At 37.3% G+C, this 26,282-nt stretch carries 27 protein-coding genes; 12 read left to right on the top strand and 15 right to left on the bottom strand.

Annotation, left to right across the window (positions count from 1 at the left end; translation table 11 throughout):
- Positions 1-10 precede the first annotated feature (10 nt).
- Positions 11-3,055 (bottom strand): SusC/RagA family TonB-linked outer membrane protein, encoded by a 3,045-nt coding sequence (locus B0G92_RS05970; RefSeq protein ID WP_101471432.1) that lies wholly within the window; start codon positions 3,053-3,055, stop codon positions 11-13.
- Positions 3,056-3,255: 200 nt separating this feature from the next.
- On the opposite strand from B0G92_RS05970, the gene B0G92_RS05965 reads away from it, so the two are divergent.
- The gene (locus B0G92_RS05965; RefSeq protein WP_101471431.1) at positions 3,256-3,855 is read left to right on the top strand and encodes a ribonuclease HII; all 600 of its coding nucleotides are present in this window, start codon (positions 3,256-3,258) and stop codon (positions 3,853-3,855) included.
- On the opposite strand, the gene lipB is transcribed toward B0G92_RS05965, so the two are convergent.
- Positions 3,852-4,571: a lipoyl(octanoyl) transferase LipB gene (gene lipB / locus B0G92_RS05960; RefSeq protein ID WP_101471430.1), complete on the bottom strand. Its 720-nt coding sequence runs from the start codon at positions 4,569-4,571 to the stop codon at positions 3,852-3,854. The genes B0G92_RS05965 and lipB overlap by 4 nt on opposite strands.
- A gap of 242 nt (positions 4,572-4,813) precedes the next feature.
- On the opposite strand from lipB, the gene B0G92_RS05955 reads away from it, so the two are divergent.
- From B0G92_RS05955 to B0G92_RS05935, 5 genes are all read left to right on the top strand, one after another.
- Positions 4,814-5,566, top strand: coding sequence for a GEVED domain-containing protein (locus tag B0G92_RS05955; protein WP_101471429.1), 753 nt, complete (start codon positions 4,814-4,816; stop codon positions 5,564-5,566).
- Positions 5,567-5,694: 128 nt separating this feature from the next.
- Positions 5,695-7,398: a lysine--tRNA ligase gene (lysS, locus tag B0G92_RS05950; protein WP_101471428.1), complete on the top strand. Its 1,704-nt coding sequence runs from the start codon at positions 5,695-5,697 to the stop codon at positions 7,396-7,398.
- A 195-nt stretch (positions 7,399-7,593) separates the two neighbouring features.
- Entirely contained in the window at positions 7,594-7,923 is a 330-nt protein-coding gene (locus B0G92_RS05945; protein ID WP_101471427.1) for a hypothetical protein, read from the top strand.
- A gap of 151 nt (positions 7,924-8,074) precedes the next feature.
- Positions 8,075-8,494: a hypothetical protein gene (locus tag B0G92_RS05940; RefSeq protein ID WP_101471426.1), complete on the top strand. Its 420-nt coding sequence runs from the start codon at positions 8,075-8,077 to the stop codon at positions 8,492-8,494.
- 82 nt (positions 8,495-8,576) lie between these two features.
- Positions 8,577-8,897 carry a hypothetical protein gene (locus B0G92_RS05935; protein ID WP_101471425.1) on the top strand — a complete coding sequence of 107 codons (321 nt, stop codon included), beginning with the start codon at positions 8,577-8,579 and terminating at the stop codon, positions 8,895-8,897.
- A gap of 51 nt (positions 8,898-8,948) precedes the next feature.
- On the opposite strand, the gene hemL is transcribed toward B0G92_RS05935, so the two are convergent.
- From hemL to B0G92_RS05915, 4 genes are read right to left on the bottom strand one after another with little or no spacing between them, the layout of a single operon-like run.
- Positions 8,949-10,235, bottom strand: a complete 1,287-nt coding sequence (gene hemL / locus B0G92_RS05930) for a glutamate-1-semialdehyde 2,1-aminomutase (protein ID WP_101471424.1) — start codon at positions 10,233-10,235, stop codon at positions 8,949-8,951.
- Between the two features lie 55 nt (positions 10,236-10,290).
- Entirely contained in the window at positions 10,291-11,166 is an 876-nt protein-coding gene (locus tag B0G92_RS05925; RefSeq protein WP_101471423.1) for a glucosaminidase domain-containing protein, read from the bottom strand.
- Positions 11,159-12,061 carry a 1-aminocyclopropane-1-carboxylate deaminase/D-cysteine desulfhydrase gene (locus B0G92_RS05920; RefSeq protein ID WP_101471422.1) on the bottom strand — a complete coding sequence of 301 codons (903 nt, stop codon included), beginning with the start codon at positions 12,059-12,061 and terminating at the stop codon, positions 11,159-11,161. Before B0G92_RS05920 ends, B0G92_RS05925 begins: the two co-directional genes overlap by 8 nt.
- Positions 12,062-12,083: 22 nt before the next feature.
- Positions 12,084-12,410, bottom strand: coding sequence for a hypothetical protein (locus B0G92_RS05915; protein WP_101471421.1), 327 nt, complete (start codon positions 12,408-12,410; stop codon positions 12,084-12,086).
- Between the two features lie 28 nt (positions 12,411-12,438).
- Between B0G92_RS05915 and B0G92_RS16650 the strand changes: the two genes are divergently transcribed.
- From B0G92_RS16650 to B0G92_RS05900, 5 genes are all read left to right on the top strand, one after another.
- Positions 12,439-12,615, top strand: coding sequence for a C1orf53 family protein (locus B0G92_RS16650; RefSeq protein WP_162239682.1), 177 nt, complete (start codon positions 12,439-12,441; stop codon positions 12,613-12,615).
- An 83-nt stretch (positions 12,616-12,698) separates the two neighbouring features.
- Positions 12,699-14,681, top strand: a complete 1,983-nt coding sequence (locus B0G92_RS05910; protein ID WP_101471420.1) for a urocanate hydratase — start codon at positions 12,699-12,701, stop codon at positions 14,679-14,681.
- A gap of 18 nt (positions 14,682-14,699) precedes the next feature.
- On the top strand, positions 14,700-14,867 hold the full coding sequence (locus B0G92_RS16645; protein ID WP_180326403.1) for a hypothetical protein: 168 nt from the start codon (positions 14,700-14,702) through the stop codon (positions 14,865-14,867).
- 32 nt (positions 14,868-14,899) lie between these two features.
- Entirely contained in the window at positions 14,900-15,436 is a 537-nt protein-coding gene (locus B0G92_RS05905; RefSeq protein ID WP_101471419.1) for a DUF4136 domain-containing protein, read from the top strand.
- A 153-nt stretch (positions 15,437-15,589) separates the two neighbouring features.
- Positions 15,590-17,347 (top strand): aromatic amino acid hydroxylase, encoded by a 1,758-nt coding sequence (locus B0G92_RS05900; protein ID WP_056071358.1) that lies wholly within the window; start codon positions 15,590-15,592, stop codon positions 17,345-17,347.
- Between the two features lie 27 nt (positions 17,348-17,374).
- On the opposite strand, the gene B0G92_RS05895 is transcribed toward B0G92_RS05900, so the two are convergent.
- The 9 genes from B0G92_RS05895 to B0G92_RS05855 form a co-directional block, all read right to left on the bottom strand.
- Entirely contained in the window at positions 17,375-17,986 is a 612-nt protein-coding gene (locus tag B0G92_RS05895) for a DUF4230 domain-containing protein (protein ID WP_101471418.1), read from the bottom strand.
- 53 nt (positions 17,987-18,039) lie between these two features.
- Entirely contained in the window at positions 18,040-18,687 is a 648-nt protein-coding gene (locus tag B0G92_RS05890) for a response regulator (protein WP_056069212.1), read from the bottom strand.
- Between the two features lie 12 nt (positions 18,688-18,699).
- Positions 18,700-20,640 (bottom strand): tetratricopeptide repeat-containing sensor histidine kinase, encoded by a 1,941-nt coding sequence (locus tag B0G92_RS05885; protein ID WP_180326402.1) that lies wholly within the window; start codon positions 20,638-20,640, stop codon positions 18,700-18,702.
- Between the two features lie 230 nt (positions 20,641-20,870).
- Positions 20,871-21,374, bottom strand: coding sequence for a hypothetical protein (locus B0G92_RS05880; protein ID WP_101471416.1), 504 nt, complete (start codon positions 21,372-21,374; stop codon positions 20,871-20,873).
- A 60-nt stretch (positions 21,375-21,434) separates the two neighbouring features.
- Positions 21,435-21,914 (bottom strand): hypothetical protein, encoded by a 480-nt coding sequence (locus tag B0G92_RS05875; RefSeq protein WP_101471415.1) that lies wholly within the window; start codon positions 21,912-21,914, stop codon positions 21,435-21,437.
- Between the two features lie 104 nt (positions 21,915-22,018).
- Positions 22,019-22,966, bottom strand: a complete 948-nt coding sequence (locus B0G92_RS05870; protein ID WP_101471414.1) for a GSCFA domain-containing protein — start codon at positions 22,964-22,966, stop codon at positions 22,019-22,021.
- A gap of 152 nt (positions 22,967-23,118) precedes the next feature.
- Complete coding sequence (locus B0G92_RS05865) at positions 23,119-24,120, bottom strand: MvdC/MvdD family ATP grasp protein (protein ID WP_101471413.1); 1,002 nt, start codon at positions 24,118-24,120, stop codon at positions 23,119-23,121.
- A gap of 38 nt (positions 24,121-24,158) precedes the next feature.
- Positions 24,159-25,133, bottom strand: coding sequence for an MvdC/MvdD family ATP grasp protein (locus B0G92_RS05860; RefSeq protein WP_101471412.1), 975 nt, complete (start codon positions 25,131-25,133; stop codon positions 24,159-24,161).
- Positions 25,134-25,234: 101 nt separating this feature from the next.
- Complete coding sequence (locus tag B0G92_RS05855) at positions 25,235-25,462, bottom strand: microviridin/marinostatin family tricyclic proteinase inhibitor (protein ID WP_082482215.1); 228 nt, start codon at positions 25,460-25,462, stop codon at positions 25,235-25,237.
- 369 nt (positions 25,463-25,831) lie between these two features.
- On the opposite strand from B0G92_RS05855, the gene B0G92_RS05850 reads away from it, so the two are divergent.
- Positions 25,832-26,254 carry an SRPBCC family protein gene (locus tag B0G92_RS05850; protein ID WP_101471411.1) on the top strand — a complete coding sequence of 141 codons (423 nt, stop codon included), beginning with the start codon at positions 25,832-25,834 and terminating at the stop codon, positions 26,252-26,254.
- Positions 26,255-26,282: the final 28 nt, after the last annotated feature.

Genomic DNA, 26,282 nt, shown 5'->3' with positions numbered 1-26,282 from the left:
TCTTTTTTTTTTAAAAATTAATTGATGTTCCAAAAGTAAAGATTTTTGGAGTAGGATACTGACCTCTATCAGTAGATCTAAAGTTAGATTCAGGATCCCAACCTCTCCAAGAAGAGAAAGTAACAATATTCTCAGCCTGAATGAAGAAACCAAGACCTTTCAAGAATGTTCTGCTCAATTGGTCAGAAGTAAAGTTATAGCTAAGTTTAATGTTTCTCAATCTTAGGTAAGAAGCATCTTCTAGGTATCTATCTGTACTGTTGATATAGTCAATTTCATTATATCCTTGACCAACTCTTGGGATAGAAGTGATATCACCAGGATTTTGCCAAGCATTCAACATAGTAGTAGATCTGTTTCCTCCGTTGTTCAATGAACCAGGTGTTCCAGTTTCCAAAGTAGCTAAATCCAAGTTGTTTCTGTAGATATCAGCAACAAAACTCCATTGTGTATACAGGTTAAATCCTTTGTAAGTAATACTTGTATTGAAACCTCCTTGCCAAACTGGATATTGAGATTTTCCGGTAAATACTCTGTTAGCATCTGTAATTGTTTCTGTCAAACCACCATCAGCAGTTCTGAACAAAGGATTACCATTAGCCGGGTTAACACCTGCATATCTCACTACGTAGAAAGAACCGATTGGCTCACCTGTACCCAATGCTGTTGAACCTCCACCAAATACCAATCCATTTGTAGAAGCTGGCAATTCTTTAATTTTATTCTTGTTATAAGATCCATTACCTCCAACAGAGATATCCCAATCTTGGTTTTTGAAGATATTATAGTTCAATGTTAACTCGATACCTTTATTTTCCAAGCTTCCAGTGTTAGTACTGATACTAGAAGTTCCTTGTACTGGAGAAATTGGAGAACTTTGATAAAGTTTAGTAGTTTCTTTCTTATAAACATCTAAGCTACCGTTTAATTTATTTTGCCATATTCCGAAATCCAAACCAACGTTTGTTTGAGCAATTTCTTCCCACTGTACATTTGGATTCGCTAATTGTGTAAGAACTGTCGATGTAGTTCCGTTATAACCTGTACCGGCTCCAAAAAGCGTACGAGTTAAACTCAACACACTGTATTGTGCGTTATCAACTCTTTGGTTACCAGAAGTACCATAAGAACCTCTCAACTTCAACATATTAAATGCCGAACCTTCCATAAAACTTTCCTGATCGATATTCCATCTACCTGCAACAGACCAGAAAGTACCCCATTTGTTATCATTTGCAAATCTGAAAGAAGCATCTCTTCTTACATTCACGCTAAGACCATATTTTTCAGCATAGTCATAATCAGCTTGCCCAAAATAAGAGAATAAACCTTCCTGAACTTTAAAAGAACCAATTGTTGGGATATATGGAGGCAATGTTTGCCAAGATTCAATAGTAGTTCCAGGAACAAAAGCCGATCCAGTTCCAGTCAATCTAGGATCCAAACCTCTCTTCTGGAAGTTAAATCCATTGTAGTGAGCTTTGTAGTATTCTGTATATAAACCTACATTTAACGAGTGTTTGTCATTAAATACTTTATTATATTTCAAATAAGTAGTACTGTTAAATCTAAAATCTCTTGAAGTTGACTCATCATGAATACCACCGAATTGAGCACGGGCATCAACTTGGAAAGGCCCTAGTAAACTTAACGGATCTAAAATTTCTAAGTTATTAAAAGTTGAGTAATCAACCCCTAAGTTAATACCTGCAGTAAAATTGTCAGTTATTTTGTAATCTGCATTAAAATTAGCTAAGATTTTAAGCTCATCTTCAACATCCGTATTCATCCTAGAAGCATCCAATAATACTAAAGGAGCATTAGTTGGTGAAAGTGCAGCCACATCATTATACGGTAATTTTGTTGTTGAATCAACATAAGGTAAACCTCTGATAGCAGCCGTAAAAGGAGCAAAGAATGTTGCGTTAGAACCAGCACCATCTATACCTGTACTTCTAGAGAAGTTAACATTGATGTTTGAAGCATAAGTAAACTTTTCGTTATCTGATTTTCCGTTGAAGTTATTTCTAAAGTTAAATCTTTTAAAGTTTGTATTGATGAAGATACCATCTTGATCCATAAAACCGATAGATGTAAAGTTTCTTGAGTTTTTAGAACCCGAAGAAAATGAAATATCATGTTGTTGAGTAACACCAGTCCTGAAGAATACATCTCTCCAATTTGTATTAACCAAAGCAGCCTCAGCAATTTCAGCATCAGTCAAAGTACTTCCTAAACCGTCATTATATTTTTTCTGGAACTCTAAAATTTGTCTAGAGTTCATCACATCAATATTAAACTTTTGAAGCTCAGTAATACCATACTGTCCACGATATTTAACCTCTAAACTTTGCCCAAATTTAGCACTCTTAGTATTAATTACAATAACACCATTAGCACCTCTGTTACCATAAATAGAAGTAGCAGCCGCATCTTTTAAAACCGCAATCGATGCAATATCATTTTGGTTTATAGATCTGAATCCATCTTCATCAACAGGCATACCGTCAACAATAAACAATGGCTCTATGTTACCATTGATCGACCCAACACCTCTAAGAAGGATAGTACTATCAGCTCCAGGCTGACCACTACCAGTACCAATATTCAAACCAGCAACCATACCTTGAAGGTTTTGAATTACCGAAGCATTTGATCTTTCTTCGACTTCATCAATACTTACAAAGTTTACTGCCGCCAAACTTTTAGGTCTTTTGGTACTTGTATATCCAGTAACAATTACTTCATTAAGCATCTCGTCACCTTCTTGCATAGCCATATTTACTACGCTTGAAGCCCCAATAGTTGCCGTTGAAGTTTTATAACCTACGAAACTAAACTGCAAAACCTCACCCTGACTTGCTGAGATGGAATATTTACCATCAAAATCAGTCTGTGTTCCACGAGCTGTTCCTTTAACTACAACATTAACACCTGGCAATGGCAAGCCCTGACCATCGGTAATTGTACCAGAAATAGTTTTCTCCTGTGCGAAGGAAAACTGCATTGAAAACGCTAGTAAAAGCGCAAAAATCCATTTGAACTTAGATCTCATATTTAAATTTATTTGAGTTAGTTATCTTGCAAACTTCTTAATAATTTCTTAAATAAACAAATATTACTTCGGAATAATATTTTTATTAACGCTAAAGAAGCCTAATATTTCAGATTTATGCAGATATCCTTCATATTAGATACACAAAATTCAAAAGGTTGCGTCATTTTTTATATTTTTGCTAAAATTCCGAAATGTTAATGTTACTTAATAGTTACTCCAATTTAAACTTTGAATGCGGAACAGACGAGGCGGGACGCGGCTGTCTTGCCGGACCTGTAACTGCCGCCGCATTAATTCTGCCCGAAGATTTTCTTAATGAATTATTAAATGATTCCAAGCAATTGTCAGAAAAAAACAGAGATTTCCTGAGACCTGTTATTGAAGAAAATGCCCTATGTTATTCCGTTACCCATATTGAGCCGGGAATTATTGATGAGATAAATATCCTGAACGCCTCAATCCATGCCATGCAGGAATGCATAAAAAAGCTGAATCCCATACCTAATTATATTATAGTAGACGGCAATCGTTTCAAACCCGTAGCCAACATACCGCATAGCTGCATCATCAAAGGCGATAGTAAATATCTGAGTATCGCCGCCGCTTCTATTTTAGCAAAAACATACCGGGATGAGTACATGAATCAGATTCACGAAGAATTTCCAATGTATAATTGGAAACAAAACAAGGGCTATCCGACCAAAGAACATAGGGAAGCGATAAAGAAATACGGCACGACCAAATACCACAGGATGTCGTTCCGCTTATTGCCTGAGCAGTTAGAAATTGAATTTTAAACCATCGCAGCCTTAAAAGTAACAAACTGCGATTCGAAGAGTTCCGTGAAGTGTTTTTTTATTTTTTCTTTCACCTCTTCCATATCTATTTCTTCCTTGCCAAGCTCTACATTTAAAGACGTTACCGATTTGCCCCGGATGCCACACGGAATGATATTATCAAAATACCCCAGGTCAGCATTTACGTTAAAAGCAAAACCATGCATCGTGACCCAGCGGGAAGCACGCACTCCTAAAGCACATATTTTCCTTGCAAAAGGCGTTCCTACACCCAACCAGACACCGGTTTCCCCTTCACTCCGGGTTGCAGTAAGCCCATAATCTGCCAAAACACGAATAAAAACCTCTTCCAGAAAACGGAGGTACTTGTGAATATCTGTAAAAAAGTTTTCCAAATCTAAAATCGGGTAACCTACAATTTGACCAGGCCCATGGTAGGTAATGTCACCCCCCCTATTTATTTTATAAAAAGTAGCGCCTTTGCCCTCCAATTCTTTTTCACTCAAAAGGAGGTTATTAAAATCACCACTTTTCCCTAGTGTATACACATGCGGATGTTCCACAAAAAGAAAGTAATTTGGAGTCTGCAACCCCAACTCCTCTCTCCTGTTTCTTATTTTCAAATCAAGAATATCTTTAAAAAGGCTTTCCTGATACTCCCAGGTATCTTTATAGTCTTTCCGGCCCAAATCCAGAAGCTGAATCTCTTTATTCATAATTCAAAATTTAATTAGCACAAAGATACTAACTTAAACACCACGATTTACACAACCCGAAACACACACAAACTGAATAATAAAATCATTAAAAATTAACTATTTACATATATTAAATTAATTTTATTTAAATTTAAATTTATACATTAATAAAAAACAACCTATTAAACCGCATTATTATGAATTGGAAAACTACTTTTAAAAATCAAAAAAAACAATTTGCCTGCATTAGATTTCACAACATGAAATTTATTTTCGGCATTATTTTTTGTTCATTAGGATTTCAGGCACATTCCCAATACTGCCAGCCAGTATTAGACTGTACCGATGACGATTTAATCCTAAATGTTTCAATAGGAACATTGACCAATGCCAGCACATGTGGCAGTAACGGATATAGTAATTTTACAGCACTAGCAGCCCCTAACCTTAACATGGGATCCTCTTACCCTATTTCAGTGACCGTAGGAGACGGATGGTCTAACGAATCTGTAAGCGTATGGATTGATTATAACGGAAACAATTCTTTTGAAGCTTCCGAATTCACATACATTGGTACGGGAAGCGGCAGCGTTGTAACCGGAAACATCACAATCCCAACAACTACTACCGTCGGAAATAAAAGAATGAGAGTTCGTGTAGCGGCAGTTGGCGCAGCAGCAGCTACAGATGACCAGGCTTGTGATGAAGATTCCGAATATGGAGAAACAGAAGATTACACTGTCAATATCCAGCCTGCCTTAGGAATTGATGAAGTAAAAAACCAGAACAAACTGGTTGTATCAAACTCAAACAGCCTTTTAAACATCAACAGCTCCAATAGCTTAATAGACAGTGTTGAACTTTATGACCTTACCGGTAAACTAATTTACCATAAGACCAACATTAACAACAACACTTCCAGTTTGGACAACTCCTTCTTTGGCAATCAAATTTTAGTACTAAAAATATTGACTTCAGACCAGGTTATGCATATCAAAAAAATAGCCAACTAAACAGGCTGAAATTCTACCTTTAAAAAGGCTGCGCATTTAAATGGCAGCCTTTTTTTCATCTTTTCATTTTTTTGATTTTCTGACATACCAACTTTTAATTATCTTTGCACCCTTAAAATTAACACTATATGCAACTTTCAGAACAAGAAATCATCAGAAGAGAAAAGTTGGGCAGACTGAGAGAACTCGGCATCAACCCATATCCGGCTAATTTGTTTCCAGTGACACACACTTCGAAACAGGTCAAGGACACTTTTGAAGAAGGAAAGAAGGTGATTGTTGCAGGTCGTGTGATGAGTACACGAATTCAGGGAAAAGCTTCATTCGCATCCTTACAGGACAGCGAAGGACGCATTCAGATTTATGTAAATCGTGATGAATTATGCCCCGGCGAAGACAAAACGCTCTATAACGAAGTTTTTAAAAAATTAGTTGACTTAGGCGATTTTATAGGCGTTGAAGGAACCTTGTTCACCACACAGGTAGGCGAAAAATCAATCCTTGTGACCAATTTTTCCTTATTGAGCAAAACACTTCGTCCATTGCCATTACCAAAAATCGACGCTGAAGGCAACCTTCACGATGGTTTTACAGATCCGGAATTGCGCTACCGTCAGCGTTATGTTGACCTGGTTGTAAATCCGCAAGTAAAAGAAGTTTTCGTAAAAAGAACAAAACTGTTCAACGCCATGCGTAACTTTTTCAATACGGCAGGATACATGGAAGTAGAAACTCCCATTTTACAATCTATACCGGGAGGTGCCGCAGCAAGACCATTCATCACGCATCATAATTCTTTAGACATTCCTTTATACATGAGAATAGCTAATGAATTGTATTTAAAAAGATTAATTGTAGGCGGTTTTGACGGCGTATATGAATTTTCTAAAAACTTCAGAAACGAAGGAATGGACAGAACTCACAATCCTGAGTTTACCGCCATGGAAATTTATGTAGCCTACAAAGACTACAATTGGATGATGGAATTCACAGAAAATCTTCTGGAGCATTGCGCAGTAGCGGTAAACGGAACTCCTGAAGCAACATTTGGCGAACACAAAGTAAGCTTCAAAGCCCCATATGCGCGTGTAACGATGACCGATGCCATTAAAAAATATACAGGATTTGATATTTCCGGAAAATCAGAAAAAGAAATTTTTGAAGCCGCACGTTCTATGGGAATTGCAGTTGACGAAACTATGGGTAAAGGAAAATTAATTGATGAAATTTTTGGCGAAAAATGCGAAGGAAACTTTATCCAACCAACTTTCATTACCGATTACCCAAAAGAAATGAGCCCACTTTGCAAAGAACATCGCGACAATCCGGAACTTACGGAACGTTTTGAACTGATGGTCTGCGGAAAAGAAGTGGCGAATGCTTATTCCGAATTGAACGACCCTATCGATCAAAGAGAGCGATTCGAAGCACAATTGAAATTGTCTGAACGAGGTGACGATGAAGCCACACAGTTTATCGACTATGATTTCCTTAGAGCTTTAGAATACGGAATGCCTCCTACATCAGGATTAGGAATAGGAATGGACAGATTGATAATGTTCCTAACCAACAATGCTTCTATCCAAGAAGTACTATTCTTTCCACAGATGCGTCCTGAGAAAAAAACTGTAGAAGTTGAGCTTACAGCAGAAGAAAAAGGGATTATTGAAATCCTGAAAACTAATGAAAATGCCATGCCTTTAAACCTGTTAAAAGTCAAAGCAGATTTGAGTGGCAAAAAATGGGATGCTTCTATGAAATCGCTGGCAAAACATGCTTTAACAAAAGTATCTATTGAGGGTGAAGACAAAATAGTCCACTACATCGGATAATATGGCTTGACACAATATTCAAAAAGACTGTTCCCTTGGACAGTCTTTTTTTTTATTACCAGAATCGTAATAACTTTGAAAAGCAGCAAAACCTGTTAAAAAATTACATAACCATCAATTTTACAATTATATTTCTTTGATTTTATTTTTAAATGATTTAGATTTGGTTTCTTAAACCTAATCAAATCAGCTATTATGAAAAAAATACTTGCTATTCTTGCATTTTTCCTTGCATTCTCAATTGGAGCAAGTGCTCAAGAATCTCAAAAAGACGCTTATGCATCTGCCCAAGCGGATTTTGCTGCACTAAACGCAGTAATACCTATATCTAAGAAAATAGAAAAAGACATCAAGGAAACGCTTTATGATAAACATAAATTTTTAATCTCACGAACTGATGTGACCGCAGAACAAAAAGCTCAGCTTTCTACAGAAATTGAGACAAAATTAGCTGAGATATTATCTCCTGAACAATTCAGAAAGTTAAAAGCAAACCAACAACTCTTTAAAAAATTAACTCAATAATTTTTTTAGAATTATATACAAAAAAACCGCCCTATGGCGGTTTTTTTTTATTTTAAATACTAAATAAATACAAAAAATACAACTGGAGATTAAACCTTTCTTTCCTACTTCGGTCTTATTATCAAACTAAAAATTTAAAAAAGAAAAGATTATGAAAAAAATGTTTGTATTTGCAGTATTGATGATAGGAATGGCATCATTTGCACAAGAAAAACCAGTTGTCAAAAAAATGGACAGAGCTAAAATGGAAAGGCTAACACCGGAACAGCGTAATGAAAAGCACTTAAAAGAACTGACTACAGATCTTGGACTAAACGAATCTCAACAAAAACAAATGGCGACACTTCTTTCTGAGCAGTCAGCAAAAAGGGAAGCAAAAAAGGCGGAAAGAGAAAAAATAATGCAGGCAAAACGCACGGAAAGAAATGAAGAAATGAAAGCTTTCGACACTAAAGTTAAAGCTATTTTAACTCCGGACCAATCTAAAAAATGGGACGAAATGAAAGCTGAAAAACGTGAAAAGGCAAAAGAAAAATTTCAGGAAAGAAGAAAAAGAGCTGAAAAAAAGTAAGTAAATATTGAATATTTTTTGAAATTATCGTATTTTGGCTTCAAATTTGATATACTATTATCAAAACAAATTCATTTTAATCATGAAAAAATTTATTGCTATTCTATCGGTATTTTTTGCATTCACGATTGCTTCATTTGCCCAGACAAGTCCTGCTGATCTTGCAAAAAAAGATGTTGCTTCCTTATCCGAAACAGTAACATTAAGCGAGCAGAATAAAGCGACTTTTCTGGAACTTTTCAAAAAGAAACATGAAGCGCTATCGAAGCCAGGACTTACTGATGACAAGAAAAAAGTAATTTACAAATCGATTGATGCTAAATTGAGAGGTACTTTAAGTGCGGAACAGATGGCAAAAATCGACAGCAATCCTGAATTATTAAAACAACTGACTCAGAATTAATCTTCTGAGATTCAATAAAAAAAGGCTTTCCAATTGGAAAGCCTTTTGTATTTAGAATTGCTTCGATACTTTGTCGACAGCATTTATTGTAAAATCTAAATCTTCATAAGTCAGTGCATCTGTAATGAACCAGGTTTCATAAGCCGATGGCGCTATATAAATTCCTTCCTGTAGCAGTCCATGGAAGAATTTCTTAAAATATTCATTATCGCCTTTTGAAGCCGATTGCAAATCCGTCACCGGATTTTCATCAAAATGTACCGAAATCATTGAACCTACCCGGTTAATTGTATAAGCAATGTCATTAGCAGTTAATTTTTCTCTTATCCCTTTTTCCAGATAAGCTGTTTTTTCATCCAATCTTTTAAAAATATCGGCATCGGCATTCAAAGCTTTCAGCATTTCAAGACCTGCTGCCATTGCCAAAGGATTTCCAGACAAAGTTCCTGCCTGATATACAGGCCCGACAGGCGCCAGATAATTCATAATTTCATTTCTTGCAGCAAATGCTCCAACCGGAAGTCCACCGCCTATAACCTTCCCAAAAGTAATAATGTCTGCTTTGATACCAAAAAACTCTTGCGCTCCTCCTTTCGCAAGGCGAAACCCTGTCATTACTTCATCAAAAATCAACAGCGCACCATTTTCATCACAAAGACTTCTTAAAGCCTTTAAAAAGCCCTCATTTGGAGGAATACAACCCATATTTCCTGCTACAGGTTCAATAATTATAGCTGCAATTTCATTTTTATTAGCATTGAACAAATCAGCCACATTTTGAATATCGTTGTATCTGGCCAACAAAGTATCTTTTGCCGTTCCTTGTGTTACTCCGGGACTGTTTGGCGCTCCAAAAGTAATGGCTCCGCTACCGGCCTGGATTAAAAATGAATCGGAATGTCCGTGATAACAACCAGAGAATTTGATAATCTTATCTCTCTTTGTATAACCTCTTGCCAAACGTATGGCACTCATACAGGCCTCTGTTCCAGAATTTACAAACCGGATTTTATCAATATTCGGAACCATAGAAACTGCTAATTCCGCAATTTCTGTTTCCAAAGCAGTAGGCATACCAAAAGAAGTTCCCAACTTTGCCCTTTCAATTACAGCATTGACAACCGGATCATAGGCATGTCCTAAAATCATTGGCCCCCAGGAATTAATATAATCCACTAGTCTGTTTCCGTCTTCATCATACAGATAAGCTCCTTTAGCAGATTTTACAAAAATTGGTGTGCCACCAACAGCTTTAAACGCACGAACCGGAGAATTGACTCCTCCGGGAATTACTTTTTCAGCCTGAGCAAAAAGCTGGCTGCTTCTTTGATATAACATACTTTTAATTAACAACCCTGGCAGGATTTGGAACCCTGTCGAGGTTAAGATTAAATTATTTTACTTTTATAAATTGTCCAATCGAAATGGCATTGTCAGAAAGATTATTCAATCTTTTCAAATCGTCAACAGTAGTATTGAATTTTTTTGAAATCGAATATAAGGTATCTCCTTTTGTCACTTCATAAAAACCTTCCGTATTGCCCGGCCTCGTATTCACGGCTACCGGTTGACTTTTCTGGATAGGCGTAAACTCTACACCTAAAACCTCAGCATCATATTGATGCAAATTGTATCGTTCAATATAGCTGATTAACTTATCCGGATATTTTGGGTCTGTTGCATATCCCGCAGCTTTTAATCCTTTTGCCCAGCCCTGATAATCTCCTTTTTCTAACTTAAAAAGGCTGGCATAACGACTCCTTCCTGTCAAAAACTCTGCATGGTCCCTATACGATTCAGCCGGGTCATTATATTTCCTGAAACATTCCTGTTCGGCATCATCATCATGACGGACACTTTCTCCGGTCCATCCTGTATGGCATTTGATTCCGAAATGGTTGTTTGCTGTTTTGCTCAAAGTTCCGGAACCAGCGCCCGATTCCAAAATTCCTTGCGCCAGAATAATACTTGCAGGTATTCCATACTGTTTCATGTTTCCTTTTGCAATGTCTTTGTATTGCAAAACATAACTGTTTACCACATCGCTATATACGATTGTCTTTGAAGTTGATTCGATAACTTCTGTAGTACGACCTGAGCCAGCACCGGATTTGGTAGTTGATACTGTTTTTCCAGTGTGAGTTTTTCTTGCTGCTACCTCTCTTTTCGGCTTATAAGCCGCTTTTTTTGTCGTAGCTACCTTTGACTTTGAAGAACCGCAACTAGCCAGCGTTGCAATTGTCAATAGAAAGAAGATTTTTTTAAACATTGATATTTATTTTGGGTAATTGTTTATTCTCTAATACCGTGTTCATGCCCTGGATGCCTTGCAATCCGCCTGTGTGGATTATCAAGATTTTCGACTTGTCGGGAAAATAATTTTTCTCAATCAAATCGGCAACACCAAAGACAAGCTTTCCAGTATAAACGGGGTCTAACGGAACATTATTATCCTGATAAAAATTATTTATAAATTCAATCAGTTCTAAATTCACTTTTCCATAACCGCCGAAATGATAGTCAGCAATCAGCTCCCAATTTTCATTTGAGGCAAATTTACGAATTTCTTTTTTTAGGAAATCCCCTTTTAGCGCCGGAAATCCCAAAACTTTCTGATGCGGCAATGCCGAATTAATAATTCCCGAAATCGTGCCTCCCGTTCCCACTGCACAACAGATATAATCAAATTGCGCATCGTCAGCGGTCAGTATTTCTTCACAGCCTTTAACCGCTAACTCATTTGTTCCGCCTTCCGGAATAAGATAAAAATTACCAAACCTGCGTCTTAATTCCTCCTCAAATTCCGGACTTTGCTTATCCGAATATTGCGCCCTTGAAATGAACTCAAATTGCATGCCGTTTTCCTGAGCAAATTTCAGGGTTGGGTTGTCTTCGATTTTCTCTCTCAATTCATCACCTCTGATTACCCCAATGGTTTTAAAATTATTTTCTTTTCCTGCAAAGGCAACAGCTGCGATATGGTTCGAAAAAGCACCACCAAAAGTCAACAACACAGAATATCCATCTTCTTTAGCTTTTAGCAGGTTATATTTGAGCTTTCTATATTTATTTCCGGAAACAAACGGATGAATAAGGTCTTCCCTTTTTATGAAAACATCAACCTTGTTCGTCTTAAGAATCAATTGATTTTTTATTTCGACCATATAACATTTAGATTTAGGGGATTTATAAATACTTTCTAAAACCCCATACTTTCCTGTTTTTTATATAATCCAAATTAAATTCATTGAAATAGGCTTCTCTCTCAAAACTAATATTTCTGTAAGCCAAGTTCTTGTTTTTATATTGAATCAGCCTTAATCCATACTCTATGAAATACCATAGAAAAAAAGGAATGATTAAAAATTCCAGCTGTTGGCGGATATGAATCTTTTCATGATTGACCAATACCCTATTTTGCCTGTCTAAAGGATTTTTAAGAATGACAAACGGGAACAATGTTATGCCACGATAACCTTTAGGAATTAAATATCTGGAAACGATTAGAAACATTCATTATAAAGTTTATAAATTTGTATTTATGAATGAGCAAAATAATGAAAATAAATTAAAAGAAGGCGAAGATTTTTATTATACGCCCGAAGGTTACAAGTGCTTTACAGAAAAACACCATTTAAAAAGGGGTTACTGTTGCAAGAGCGGATGCCGGCACTGTCCTTACGGGTTCGATAAAAAAACAGGGCTGAATAAAAAATAGGTAACCTTATTATCCTGCGAAAAAACGAATTAGAATCATATATACTAACGGGCCAAAAGACAGCCCTGAAATTAACAACTAAAATGACTTTCCAAGAACAAATACAACAAGGCATTCCATCGGTTTTGCCGCAACCAAAGCCATACGAAACCGATATAAATCATGCGCCAAAAAGAAAAGAAATTCTTTCTGCTGAGGAAAAAAAATTAGCTGTCCGCAATGCCTTGCGTTATTTTGATGCGAAACATCATGAGGTTTTGGCCAAAGAATTCAGAGATGAATTGGAGACCTATGGCCGAATTTACATGTATCGTTTACGCCCGGACTACAGAATGTATGCCCGGCCGATTTCAGAATATCCGGGAAAATCAGAACAGGCAAAGGCGATTATGCTCATGATTCAAAACAACCTGGATTATGCTGTGGCGCAACATCCGCATGAATTAATTACGTATGGTGGTAATGGTGCCGTTTTTCAAAACTGGGCACAATACCTGCTAACTATGAAATACCTTTCTGAGATGACCGACGAGCAGACTTTGGTTATGTATTCCGGCCATCCGATGGGATTATTTCCATCTCACAAAGAAGCACCAAGGGTTGTTATTACTAACGGAATGGTTATTCCTAATTATTCCAAACCGGATGATTGGGAAAAATTCAATGCCCTTGGAGTTTCACAATACGGACAAATGACGGCAGGAAGTTATATGTATATTGGACCGCAAGGTATTGTTCACGGAACAACAATTACTGTTTTAAACGGATTCCGAAAAATAAAAAAATCACCTGGCGGACACCTTTTTGTCACTTCAGGATTAGGCGGAATGTCCGGAGCACAGCCAAAAGCCGGAAATATTGCGGGTTGTGTTACGGTTTGCGCAGAAGTCAATCCAAAAATCACACACATACGCCATTCACAGGGATGGATAAATGAAATCATAGAAAATATTGACGAATTGGTTCCGAGAGTAAAAAAAGCTCTGGAAAATAAAGAAGTAGTTTCTATTGCCTATTTAGGAAATGTTGTTGATGTCTGGGAGCGATTTGACCAGGAAAACCTGCATATCGATTTAGGTTCAGACCAGACTTCATTACATAATCCATGGGCTGGCGGCTACTATCCTACCGGATATACTTTTGATGAATCGAATGAACTGATGGCCAATGACCCTGAAAAATTCAAAGCCGAAGTACAGAAAACATTACGCCGACATGCAGCCGCCATCAACAAACATACAGCCAAAGGAACTTATTTCTTTGACTACGGAAATGCTTTCCTTTTGGAAGCTTCGCGTGCAGGTGCAGATGTAATGGCCGAAAACGGTATTGATTTCAAATATCCGAGCTATGTACAGGATATTATGGGTCCAATGTGCTTTGATTACGGATTTGGACCTTTCCGTTGGGTTTGTACCTCAGGAAAACCTGAAGATTTGCAAAAAACTGATGAAATAGCTTCAAAAATATTGGAAGAAATGTCCAAAACAGCTCCGGTTGAAATCCAGCAGCAAATGCAGGATAATATCCAATGGATTAAAGGCGCTCAGGAAAACAAACTGGTCGTGGGTTCACAAGCCAGAATTCTTTATGCTGATGCCGAAGGAAGAATCAGGATTGCCGAAGCTTTTAACCAGGCAATTGCCAAAGGAGAAATTGGCTATGTGGTATTAGGCCGCGACCACCACGATGTTTCCGGAACAGATTCGCCTTACAGAGAAACTTCCAACATTTATGACGGTTCCCGATTTACTGCAGATATGGCTATCCATAATGTCATTGGCGATAGTTTCAGAGGCGCAACCTGGGTTTCTATCCATAATGGCGGTGGCGTTGGCTGGGGCGAGGTTATTAACGGTGGCTTTGGTATGGTTCTTGATGGTTCAAAGGAAGCTTCCAGACGCCTGGAATCCATGCTTTTCTGGGATGTAAATAATGGGATTTCCAGAAGAAGCTGGGCCAGAAATGACGGTGCCATTTTTGCTATAAAAAGGGCAATGGAAGCACAACCGTTATTAAAGGTTACGCTTCCAAATAAGGTAGACGAAAGCCTTTTGGATTTTTAAAATTTTCATTAAGCAATCATGAAAACGCTAAACAGTATTTCATTAATGTTTATGAGCCTTGGGTTCTTTATTCTCGGGATGCTTTTTGAAAATGTACGATTAAAAATCGTTGTCCTGACAGCCGCTGCAATTTTAAGCATTGCTGCTGCAATAAAAAGTTTTCAAGAAAAGAAAAAGAACAAATAACTCATTCTCAATAAAATATTAAACAAATTGCTATGAAAACAATTAAATTATTACCCCTGCTCTTTCTTTTTGCGCTGGCATCCTGCTCATCGGTACATGTTGCTACGGATTATGACAAAAATGTTGATTTTGCCAACTACAAATCATTTGCCTTTTTCAAATCAGGCATTGATAAAGTTGAAATTTCTGACCTTGATAAAAGAAGAATACTGAACGCAATTGATGCAGAACTAACTGCCAAAGGAATAACAAAAAGCGAAAATCCGGACCTTCTGGTTAATATTTTTACCAAGTCAAGACAGCAGGTTGATGTTAACCAATTCAATGCCGGATGGGGCTATGGTTGGGGATGGGGCTGGAACCCATGGATGTGGGGCGGCAGGTCTACTACCGTTTCTACTACAACAGAAGGAACCCTATATATAGACCTGATTGATGCCCGAAAAAAAGAACTGATTTGGCAAGGTGAAGGCGTAGGCGTACTGACGCAGAACATCAACAAAAAAGATGAGCGCATCAAGGAATTTGTCAAAAAAATCCTGGAGAAATATCCTCCCGGAAAGAAATAATAATACGATTTAAAAACCGCAATTTCTTGCGGTTTTTTTATAGCCTGGTTTTCGATTATTCACAACAACAGGTGTTCGACTATTTTTTAAATTTTTTAAGACATGTTTCTGCTAAAGATTTGTAATTTTACAAAAACTACAACGTTTGAAAACATGAATGCACCTTTTGAAAGCAACCCATTAATTGACAGACTTCCTGAACATTTAAAGCAATTTATAAAACCGCAGGATTATGAAGACTATACACCTATCAATCAGGCTGTATGGCGCTATGTAATGCGTAAAAATGTGGATTATCTTTCAAAAGTAGCACACAATTCATATTTGGACGGATTGAAAAAAACAGGTTTGGAAATAGAAAACATTCCAAATATGTATGGTATGAACCGCATCCTTAAAGAAATAGGATGGGCGGCTGTAGCTGTTGACGGATTTATCCCGCCAAATGCTTTTATGGAATTCCAGGCCTACAATGTTTTGGTAATTGCTTCCGACATCCGACAATTGGAACATATTGAATATACGCCTGCTCCGGATATTATCCACGAAGGTGCCGGCCATGCTCCCATTATTGCTAATCCGGAATATGCCGAATACCTGAGAAGGTTTGGCGAAATTGGCTGCAAGGCTATCTCATCTTCCAGAGATTATGAAATGTATGAAGCCATCCGACTGCTTTCTATCCTAAAAGAGGCAGAAGGAACACCGCAGGACGAAATCGACGCTATTGAAAAAAAGGTGGACGAACTTCAAAACGATATGGGTGAATTGTCTGAAATGGCACTTATCCGAAACCTGCATTGGTGGACAGTAGAATATGGATTGATAGGCGACATCAATAATCCGAAAATTTACGGTGCCGGATTACTTTCTTCAATTGGAGAAAGCACCTGGTGTATGACCGATAATGTAAAAAAGATTCCTTATGATATTACGGCGGCTTTCCAAAGTTTTGATATTACAAAACCGCAGCCGCAACTTTTTGTTACTCCGGATTTCGCACACCTGAGTCAGGTTTTGGAAGAATTTGCCAACACTATGGCCCTACGAACCGGAGGACTTTCAGGTGTTCAAAAATTAATACAGTCAAAAGCTTTAGGCACGATTGAATTAAGTACAGGAATACAGATTTCAGGCGTATTTACCAACGTTATTGAAAGTGAAGGGAAACCTGTTTATGTACAAACCACGGGAGAAACTGCCCTATCTTACAGAGAAAAAGAACTGGTTGGACATTCTACATCCTATCATTCAGAAGGCTTTGGCAGCCCAATTGGCAAACTCAAAGGAATCAATCTGGCTATTGAGGACATGAGTCCGAGAGATTTAAAAGCATACGGTATTTATGAAGGAGAACGTGTTACGCTCGAATTCCAGGGTGATATTACCGTTACGGGAGAAATTATTACCGGCACAAGAAATATTCAGGGAAAAATTATTCTGATTAGTTTTAAAGATTGTACAGTAACCCATAACGACACCGTTCTTTTCCAACCGGAATGGGGAATATATGATATGGCTGTAGGCAAAAAAGTAATTTCCGCTTTTTCCGGACCAGCCGATGTCAGAAGTTTTAACCTGGTTAACCATGTGCCTTCAAGCAAAACTATAAAGGCCAAAAAAAGTACGGAAAGAGAAGAGCTGGAAAGCCTTTACCTGAACGTCAGAAATATGCGTGAAGGGAAGACACCGTTTATGACTATTGAAAAAACCTTTGAAATACTAAAAGAAAACCATCCTAAGGATTGGCTTTTGGCAGTAGAAATTGCCGAATTACTCGACAAGAACCATCAAACCGATTTCTTACAGGAAGTGCTTATTTATCTCGAAAAACTAAAACAAACCCGTCCTGAAATAGCACATTTAATTTCCGGTGGTTTGGAATTAATTTTTGAGAACGAAAGCGTTTAATCTATAAAAAAACAGGGAATTGATTGGCTAAAGCAACACTTTGTCAATCGATTCTTCATTTACAGTCTGCCCGTCATAGCGTAGGGTCCATCCCATTGAATTGGTCGTAATCAATATTTTGGAAAGCTCGCTAATCAGCCTGTTCTGGGCATTTGTTTTCAAAGATGATTTTTCTATTTTTTTGGCCAGATTGGCCTTTACAGACTTATTGATTTTATTGTAGTCATCGCCTGTAAAAGGATTCATACGGCTCTGATTAATATCATAAAACTTGATATCAGGATTTATTTTTATTTCTTCTTTAGGAATGTATTTGATTGTTATCGTTTTGTTTTTCTCGTCAATATCATATTTCATTTGTCTCAGGTCATAAGACACAGTCACATCTGCATTTACAATAACCAATGCCTTCTTCTCAAAAGAAATCAGGTCCATTAAATATTTTTCCTGGTCTTTATAGGTAAGCACTTCGGCAAAATGTCCTTCTGTAACAATCAACTTACCTACATTCACAATTCGTTCCTGAATAAGATTGGTGTCATATTCTATTGTGGAACGGTCATCTTTTTTGAATTCACAAAAACGAAAGGCTAAAATAACGGCTACTACTATTCCGGCTATGATGAGGATTCTTCGCATTTCTTTTTTCTATAAAGTTACAGAATTTTAATAATGTCCTGCAAAGATTTTGTCTATATCAACTTGTTGTTTTTGGCTTTTTCAATGGCTTCAATCTTGTTGTGCACCTGAAGCTTGCCATAAATATTTTCGATATGTTTTCTCACCGTGCCTGGTGAAAGAATAAGATTGTCTGCTATTACATTATAATTCAAACCTTTGCTAAGCTGTTCTAAAACTTCTATTTCTCGGGACGTGAGCTTGACTTCTTCAACGCATTTTCGTTCAAATTCTATCGGATTCCGAAGCAGTTTTAATGTTTTTAGGGCAATTGAAGGATTCATTGCCGCACCACCATTCATGGTTTCCAAAATGCCCTGACACAAATCTTTTGGATTTACTTCTTTCAGCAAATAACCGTCTGCGCCAACCTTAATGGCATTAAAAATGTTTTCATCATTATCAAAAACAGTCAGCATGATAATTTTGATATGCGGATATTTGCTTTTCACACGTTCTGTTGCTTCTATACCGTCCATTTCAGGCATTTCTATATCCATCAATATCAAATCAATATTGTGGTTGGCTTCGAGTTTTTCAAGCAACTCTTTCCCGTTAAGTGCCGTGAACCGGCATTGTAATTCGGTAAAAAAAGACAATTTCTCCAGAATGGTTTTCTGCAAAAAGTAATTATCGTCTGCTATAGCTATCTTGATGGACATGGTTTTGTTCGATTAGGCGTTGTTGGGAAGAAACAGTTTCATGGCTGTTCCCTCACCCGGTTTAGAATTAAGTTCAATTTCACCTCCAATTTCTTTGGCTCGTTTTCGGATATTATTGAGTCCGTTTCCTTCCTTATTCAGCCCGGGACTGAATCCTTTGCCGTTGTCTGTTACTTCTATGACCAGATTATCTTCATCTCCATCAATGGTTACTGCTATTTTTCCAGCTCCGGAATGTTTTATGGAATTGTTTATTGTTTCCTGAATAATCCTGTAAATATTCATTCCTTCTACAGATGTAAATGTCCTTTTACACAAACCGGCATCAGAATAAACAAATTGGAAATCAATTCCTATAGAAGAGATTTTGGCATTATCAATAAAGTTTGATATTCTTGATTTTAAATCTTCAAAGTTTATCTGGTTCATATTCATCGCCCAAATTGTATCCCGAAGTTCGTAAATAGTTTCTTTGGTAAATTCGCTGATTCCCGCCAATCGGTTTTGCAGCCTTTCGTCTTCAATCTGAAAGCCATATTTGAGATTGTCTATTGACGAAATAATAAAGGTCAGCTGTGCACCAATAGTATCGTGCAGGTCTCTTGAAATCCGAAGCCTTTGCTCCTGTAATTTATTTTGGGTTTCGATTTTTAAAAGTGCATCTTTAAGTTCATTTTCTTTTTGAAGCTGTATGTTTTTTAGTTTCTGCCTGTTGAAAAACTGCCAACCTATTAAAACGGAAAGCAACAACAGAAAAACAACCGCCAGAATCATGAGGTTTTTACGTTCAATTTTTAACTCATTCTCTGCAATTCTCGCTCTTTGTATCAGGATTTCCCTTTCCTTTTTTTCCGTTTCATACTGAGTTTCCAACTCAAAAACGGCTTTGGTTTTTTCTTCTTCAAAAAGAGCGTCCCTGCCTTTGGAATAGGCACTTGACAGTTCGTAAGCTTTTAGATAGTTTCCAATACCCGCATAAGCATTGGCGAGATTTTTTAAAGCATTGACTTCCAGAGGAAATAATTTTGCCTTTTTTATATAGCCCAAAGCTTCTTCAGAAATGCGAATACTTTCCTTAAATTTTGATTGCTTGTTCAAACTTCTGGAATAGGCATTCGAAATATTCCCTATTTCATAATCATTTTTAAATTTTTTATGCAGGTTTATGGCCTGCAAATAAAACACTTCTGACTTATCATATTCTTTCAGGCTATCGTAAGCAATTGCAATATTAGAAACCGGATAGGCCACATACCTATCATAACCCAATTTTTGATAGCCTTCTTTTGCCAGTTCCGAATAGCGTATTGATTCTCTGAACTTTTTAAAATCAATCAAAACAGAACCTATATTTCCTGAGGTAGCCGCAAAACCAAATTCTGATTTGTTTCGGGCATAGATGGCGTTAGCTTTTTTATAATAGTCTAACGATTTTTCGTATTCTTTTTGGGTTTTATAAACGATTCCGATGTTTACATAGGTCATCGCTATTTTCTCACTGTCTTTTTTCCTTTCATATATTTTCAGGGCTTTGAAATAGTTTTCCAATGCTTCCTGAAATTTTCCCTGCTGGTCCAAACAAATCCCGATATTGTTGAAAGTGTCTGCCATTCCAATCCGGTCTTTCAATTTGATACGAATATCGAGGGCTTTTTTATGGTAAAAAAGTGCCGAATCCAGTTTGCTTCGAACTTCAAAATTTAAGGCAATACTGTTATAGCTAACCGAAATAAGACTGTCGTTTTTGATTTCCTGTGAAGTTCTTAACGCTTCCCGGGCATACAAAAGTGAATTTTCGGGATTGGAACTTGACAATTCATCCGAAAGCAGAATCAGCGATTTCGCTTTGGAAACACTGCTTTTAGAATAAATCTGCTTTTTTAAACTGTTAATTTTTGTCCTATTGGCTTGACTGAAACCGGAAATAGCTCCAAACAGAAGGAAAACTGCCAAAATAAATTTAGTTTTTAAGTGCATAGTCTCAAGATATAACAGACAAAAACGATTTGGGCTCTTTAAAAATACAAAAAATCTTGCCTCATTAAAAAAGTCCTTTCCAGGCGCACAAAACTATTTTCCCACTGCGGCCTGAAAAGGACAAGTCAACAACTTTTATTGTTGTGTTAGACTGTGAATGCGGATTACTTTACAAGTCCGTATTTCCACTCTTAAATTCAAGACTTTTATTGAGCCGTCTGGATTTTAGCTTTGAATGTTCCTTCTGTAATCTCCACACTTTCTGTAGAATTTGAGACATTCTCTGGCGCAGTCGCTGAAAATGTTCCTTTTACGTAAGTATCTGTCACTTCCGTAATTTCTACCAAACCATCACCTCTAACCGAAGTAAAAGTCTTGAACTGGCCTAATGTAGCTCCTGCTTTAAGATAATTAATATATCCCGCCATCAGGTTATTGTTACCTGAAGTATAGCTTCCAACTCCGTTATAATTCATAACCTGAATCTGAATTGAGTTTCCACCATTATCGCTGCTTTGGATAACCAGAATGTTGTTTGTAATGACCGCCATCGGGTCAAAATAATTGGAATTGGAATAGTTGGCTCCATTCACTTTTGCTGTTAGCGAAAATCCTCCTGAATTTGATCCTCCACCGCTATCATCGCTACTGCATGAAAATAAGATTGTGGCCAAAAGACACATTGCTCCTAATGTTTTTAATGTTTTCATAGTTAAAAGTTTTAAGTTAGTTATTAAAATTTGTTTGATTTTAAAGGGATGCTATAGCTTTTATTTTATAATCTTCTTGGTGTCTTTTTGAAGTGAAAGTGTCAAGGCCGAAACATACATCTTAAAAGCGCTAACCATTGACTGCGGACTAAATCCTCTTTCTGTCCAGAAATAGGCGATGTAGTTAATTGAATTGTTTTTTTCGATATAATAGCTCTTTACCAGAATGATGTCTGTATTTAGCATATTCATCAATTCCAGGGCATCTTTTGGAGAAGTGCCGGCCACTAAAGAATAAGAACTGCTAAAACAAACATATCTTTTTGAAGGGTCGATATCAATAAAGACATCATACGTATCCTGCACCTTAATAAAGCCATCCTGAGTTTCCAGAACCTTGATATACGCATTTTCAAATGTTTGTTTTAAAAGTGCCGGAGTCAGATTTTCTGCCGGAACTAAATTTTGGGAGAAGGCTGTCGTTCCGAGAAAGAAAAAGAAAACGATAGCCATTTTTGAAAGTAAAGTTGTTGGTTTCATAATAAATTATTTTTTTAGGTTTAACATTCCAAAATTCCCTTTATTCCAAACAAAAAAAAATACGGCATCTGCCGTATTCTTATAAAAATGAACCTATTACTATCTCAAAACTCCATAAATGGATACTTCGATTTCAAAACCAATATCTTATTCTGAAGGTTTTCTAAAAACTTTTGGTGCTGTTCTGATTGCGGATTAAATGACCTGTGGTTCAGTCCTTTCTGAATACTGTCTATTTCCGGCATTATTGAAGAAGCATCTTCCGATATCCAGGTTTCTGCAAACCGTTTCCAGATGTAATCTATCGCCAATGAACCGGGATGAATCATGTCTTCTGCATAAAAGCGGTAATCGCGTAATTCATCCATCATAATTTCATAGCTTGGAAAATAAGAGGTGCTTTCTGTAGCATGGACTACCTCTTGAAGGCTCGAAATTAGATTGGCTTTGCTCCATTGGTTTTCCACAAAACCATCTTTGATGTGACGCACAGGAGAAACTGTAAAAATCAATTTCGTTTTCGGATTGAAAGTCAAAATGGTTCCGATAATTTCTAAAAGGCTTTCTTTAATCTGTACTACAGAAAGTAATTCTTTTTTAAACGCCGCCTGAGGCACTTTATGGCAATTTGCCACGATGGCATCCGTTTCAATTTTCCGATAAACCCAGGAGGTTCCTAAAGTGATTATAACATGCGAACTTTCCAGTAAAGCATTGTGAAAATTCCCTATACCAGAATTAAGGTTCTCCAAAAACGTTGTCTTGTCTGCAAGGCTCAACTCAGAATGTACGTCAAATGAATGCCATCTTTCGTTATGATAAAAAACATCTTTTTCTGAGAACAGTTCCTGTCGGACCGCTTTGTGTATTATTTTCTGTAACGCCAACGGATGAAATAAGATTCCGAAAGGATTGGTCGTATTCTGAAATTTAAAATAATCCAGCTTGTTTCCCATGTTTTCGGCAAAGCAGGAACCCAATGAAACAACTTTCGAAGCATAATCGATTGAATGAGAGCTTTTGGGTATTGGTACAGGCGTAGTGAATTGCATTTGTTAGAATTTTAGTTGCAAAGATAGGGAACTGGTGGATAGTTAATAGTGGATAGTTGATAGTGGATAGTGGGTAGTGGATAATGGATAGTGGATAATGGATAGTGGGAGTTTAAAAAAAGACCGGCCTTGATAAGGCCGGGATTAAGTTTTTAGAATACCGGGATGTAACGTCTGGGTGCTTCGTCAGACAAAACTTTGGCAATCTGGTTTGAAATTGCACCATCAATAAGTCGGTCGAGCCAGAAAAATTCTCCTGCCGAATTAATTTCAAGGAAATAATGTTCGTTTTCAGGAGTAACAATAATATCTACCGCACCATAGTTAATCTGGTAGATATCCATCATTTTCAATAATTTTTGTTTTATGGGTTCCGGCAAATTATAAGGTTCCCACTGGTCCAGCAGTTCAACACCTTCACGACGCCAATCAATTTTAGCGTTGTCCAGTTTTTGGGAATCAACCGCAAAGGAAAAAACAGCATCACCCACAATGGTTATTCGTAACTCTTTCTGTTTTTCCAGTTTTTCCTGGAACTGCATCGGGCAATATTGCAAGCTGTCAATCGCATCCAGATTGTCTTCGTTTATGACATTGGTAAATACAACATGTTCCACTCCTCCTCTGTCAATGGCAAAAGAGCTTTGCATTTTTGTAATTGCTCCTTTGGGATGTGAGAGTACAAATTTTTTAGCTTCGTCCGGATTGTTCGTTATGCAGGTTTCCGGAATTTTCAATCCGAGTGAAGAAGCAATTTTCATCTGTTCTTCTTTGCTGTCCAATCTTCTGTATTGGCTGAATTTGCCTATTTGGAAGCAATTCATACTTTCCAGCATTCCAAAAAGCGTGGTTCTTATTTCTCCGTGCGCTGAAGACAAATATTCCCCTTCCAAGACGCTGCTCAAACCGCTTCCCAGATTATGGCTACGTCTGTACCACAATGCTGCAATGTCATGCAAAGACTCCCTTTCACCGTTGTGGTCGAGATAGACTTTCCATTGCCCGTCTTCAAAACAACTTGTCAATCCGTAGTGCAACGGATATAAATCGACATTAAAACGTATGGCCCGGGCATTATATTTTTTTAGCTGTTGCGTAACAGTCTCTATAGATTCGTTATCGTGAGTATGTGTAATTATCAGTACTTTTTTCATAGAATTTTGGGAGTTTAATTGATTAGGGAAAGGAACCGCTACTCTAACCTCGCGACTAATTTTTCGGCTATGGTTTCCCCAATAGGATAGCTTAAATCTCTTTGCAGCATTCCCCATTCACCCTGAGGATTTACCTCCAGAAAAATATAGCGCCCGTCCTGATGGCGAATCATGTCAATAGCGCCAAAAAAGAGTCCTATCTGTTGCATCATTTTTGTAAGCGAAGTTGCAACCGGGTCTGGAAGTTTATAAGGTTCCCATTTAAAATAAATATCGGTTGCAATACGCCAGTCTGTTTTGCCACGTTCTGACTGTCCGGCATTTATTTTTCCGGCAAAAAATTCGCCATCAACATAAATTATGCGGAGTTCATAGGCCTTCGGAATCATTTCCTGAAAAATCATGGGACAGTAAATCAGGGTAGCAAGGCCGGCCAGATTAGGTTCTGTTATCTGTGTAGTAGGGAAAAAAGGTGTATTGCCCAACATACTTCGGGAAAGTGTACCATGAAGCTTGGCTATCATCTCTTTGTTGCATTCCTCATAGAAAAACGCTTTTACCTGTTCCTGATTGTTTGTAAAAAGACTTTTGGGTGTCTCAATGCCATTTTGTGCGGCAACAGATAATTGTCCGAACTTGTTATTGCTTATTTCATGGTCTTTTGCCATTGGATTAAACCAGGGAACATCACGTAGCGATTCAAAAAAGATATTTTGCATGGTGTAATATTCCTGAAGATAGATTTCTTTAAAATCATCATCGAGTTCGTCAGGAGCTTCTGCCTGCCAAAGTTTTCGGTACCAAACAGCTTCCACTGCATTGGCATCAATGACACGGTCATCAATTTGGATTTGGACAGTATTCTTATTATCGGAAAGCGAATAATCAAAAGATAGTTTGGACGAAAAAAGGTCACTATTCATTCTATAGGCCTCCTTCCCCAGTTCTTTCAGCCTTTTCATCACTATATCTATCGTATAGAGATCATTGCTGTGCGTCAGACAAAGTATCATTAATTAGGAATATTTAAATAAAAAAGCCCAAGCATATCCCTCTTGAGCAAAAAAAAAGCAACAGTATTTCCAGATAGAAACACTGTTGCTTTCATCAAATCTTAAAGCTCGACTCCTTCTTCGTCACTATCAGACGGATATTTCATCGTCTGATAAAGATCTTTGACTCTGCTTGTGATTACCTGGCCTGGGCCATCTTCACCATCTGATGGGAATTTCATAGTTACTGCATCAGTTCCACCATTAATTTGTTCCATTTCCTTTTCAGGAACCTGGCTTTCCAAAAAGTTGGCAAAGAAAGGTTTTTTCAATTTTTTGTCATTTTCCATGATAATAAATTTGGGATTAATACTATGTTTTTCTTTTTCAGTCCTAAGATAGGAAAATAACCCAAACAATCTCAATTTATAGCACTGAAAATCAAAATTTTAACATCGTTAGTTCGCGTTTAGCGAACAAAAAACAGGTAAGAAATCGCTCACATGTCCTTATTTGACTGGCTTTGGCAGAAAAATCTTTTTAGGAATCAGATCTGTGTCTGCAATATTTTTCCTGAAATTATTTTCTTTATTGAAACCGATATGACAGCTGTCCTGTTTCGCCCTCAACATTGTCTAATTTACAACCTCTCATTTCCATAGCTTCAATTTACCTTTGTAAAAGGCAAAAACAAAATCAATCATTTAAAAAAACAAACAATGAACAATTCAAATCAAACAATTACCGTAGAAACTACCGTAAAAGCTCCTATTTCCAAAGTATGGCAAAGCTTTACAGAACCGCAACACACCATGAACTGGAGTTTTGCATCTGAAGATTGGCACGCTCCTGAAGCAGAAAACGATTTGAGAATCGGAGGAAAATTCAGAACAAAGATGGCGGCTAAAGACGGCAGTATGGCATTTGATTTCGAAGGCGAATACACCCAGGTCGAGAACTATAAAAAAATAGAATATGTAATGGGTGATGGTCGCCGGGTAAGTGTTAGTTTCGAAGATTCCGGTGATACCGTAAAAGTAACGGAAACTTTCGACCCTGAAAATACGCACCCTATCGAATTCCAAAAAGCAGGATGGCAAGCCATCATGGATAATTTCAAAAAATATACAGAGACACTGTAAATCATTACACAACTAAAAAACAACAGTT

Source organism: Flavobacterium lindanitolerans (assembly GCF_002846575.1).
Classification (GTDB): domain Bacteria; phylum Bacteroidota; class Bacteroidia; order Flavobacteriales; family Flavobacteriaceae; genus Flavobacterium; species Flavobacterium lindanitolerans.
The sequence above is the reverse complement of the archived record's forward strand: the minus strand, read 5'-3'. Positions and strand labels throughout refer to the sequence as shown.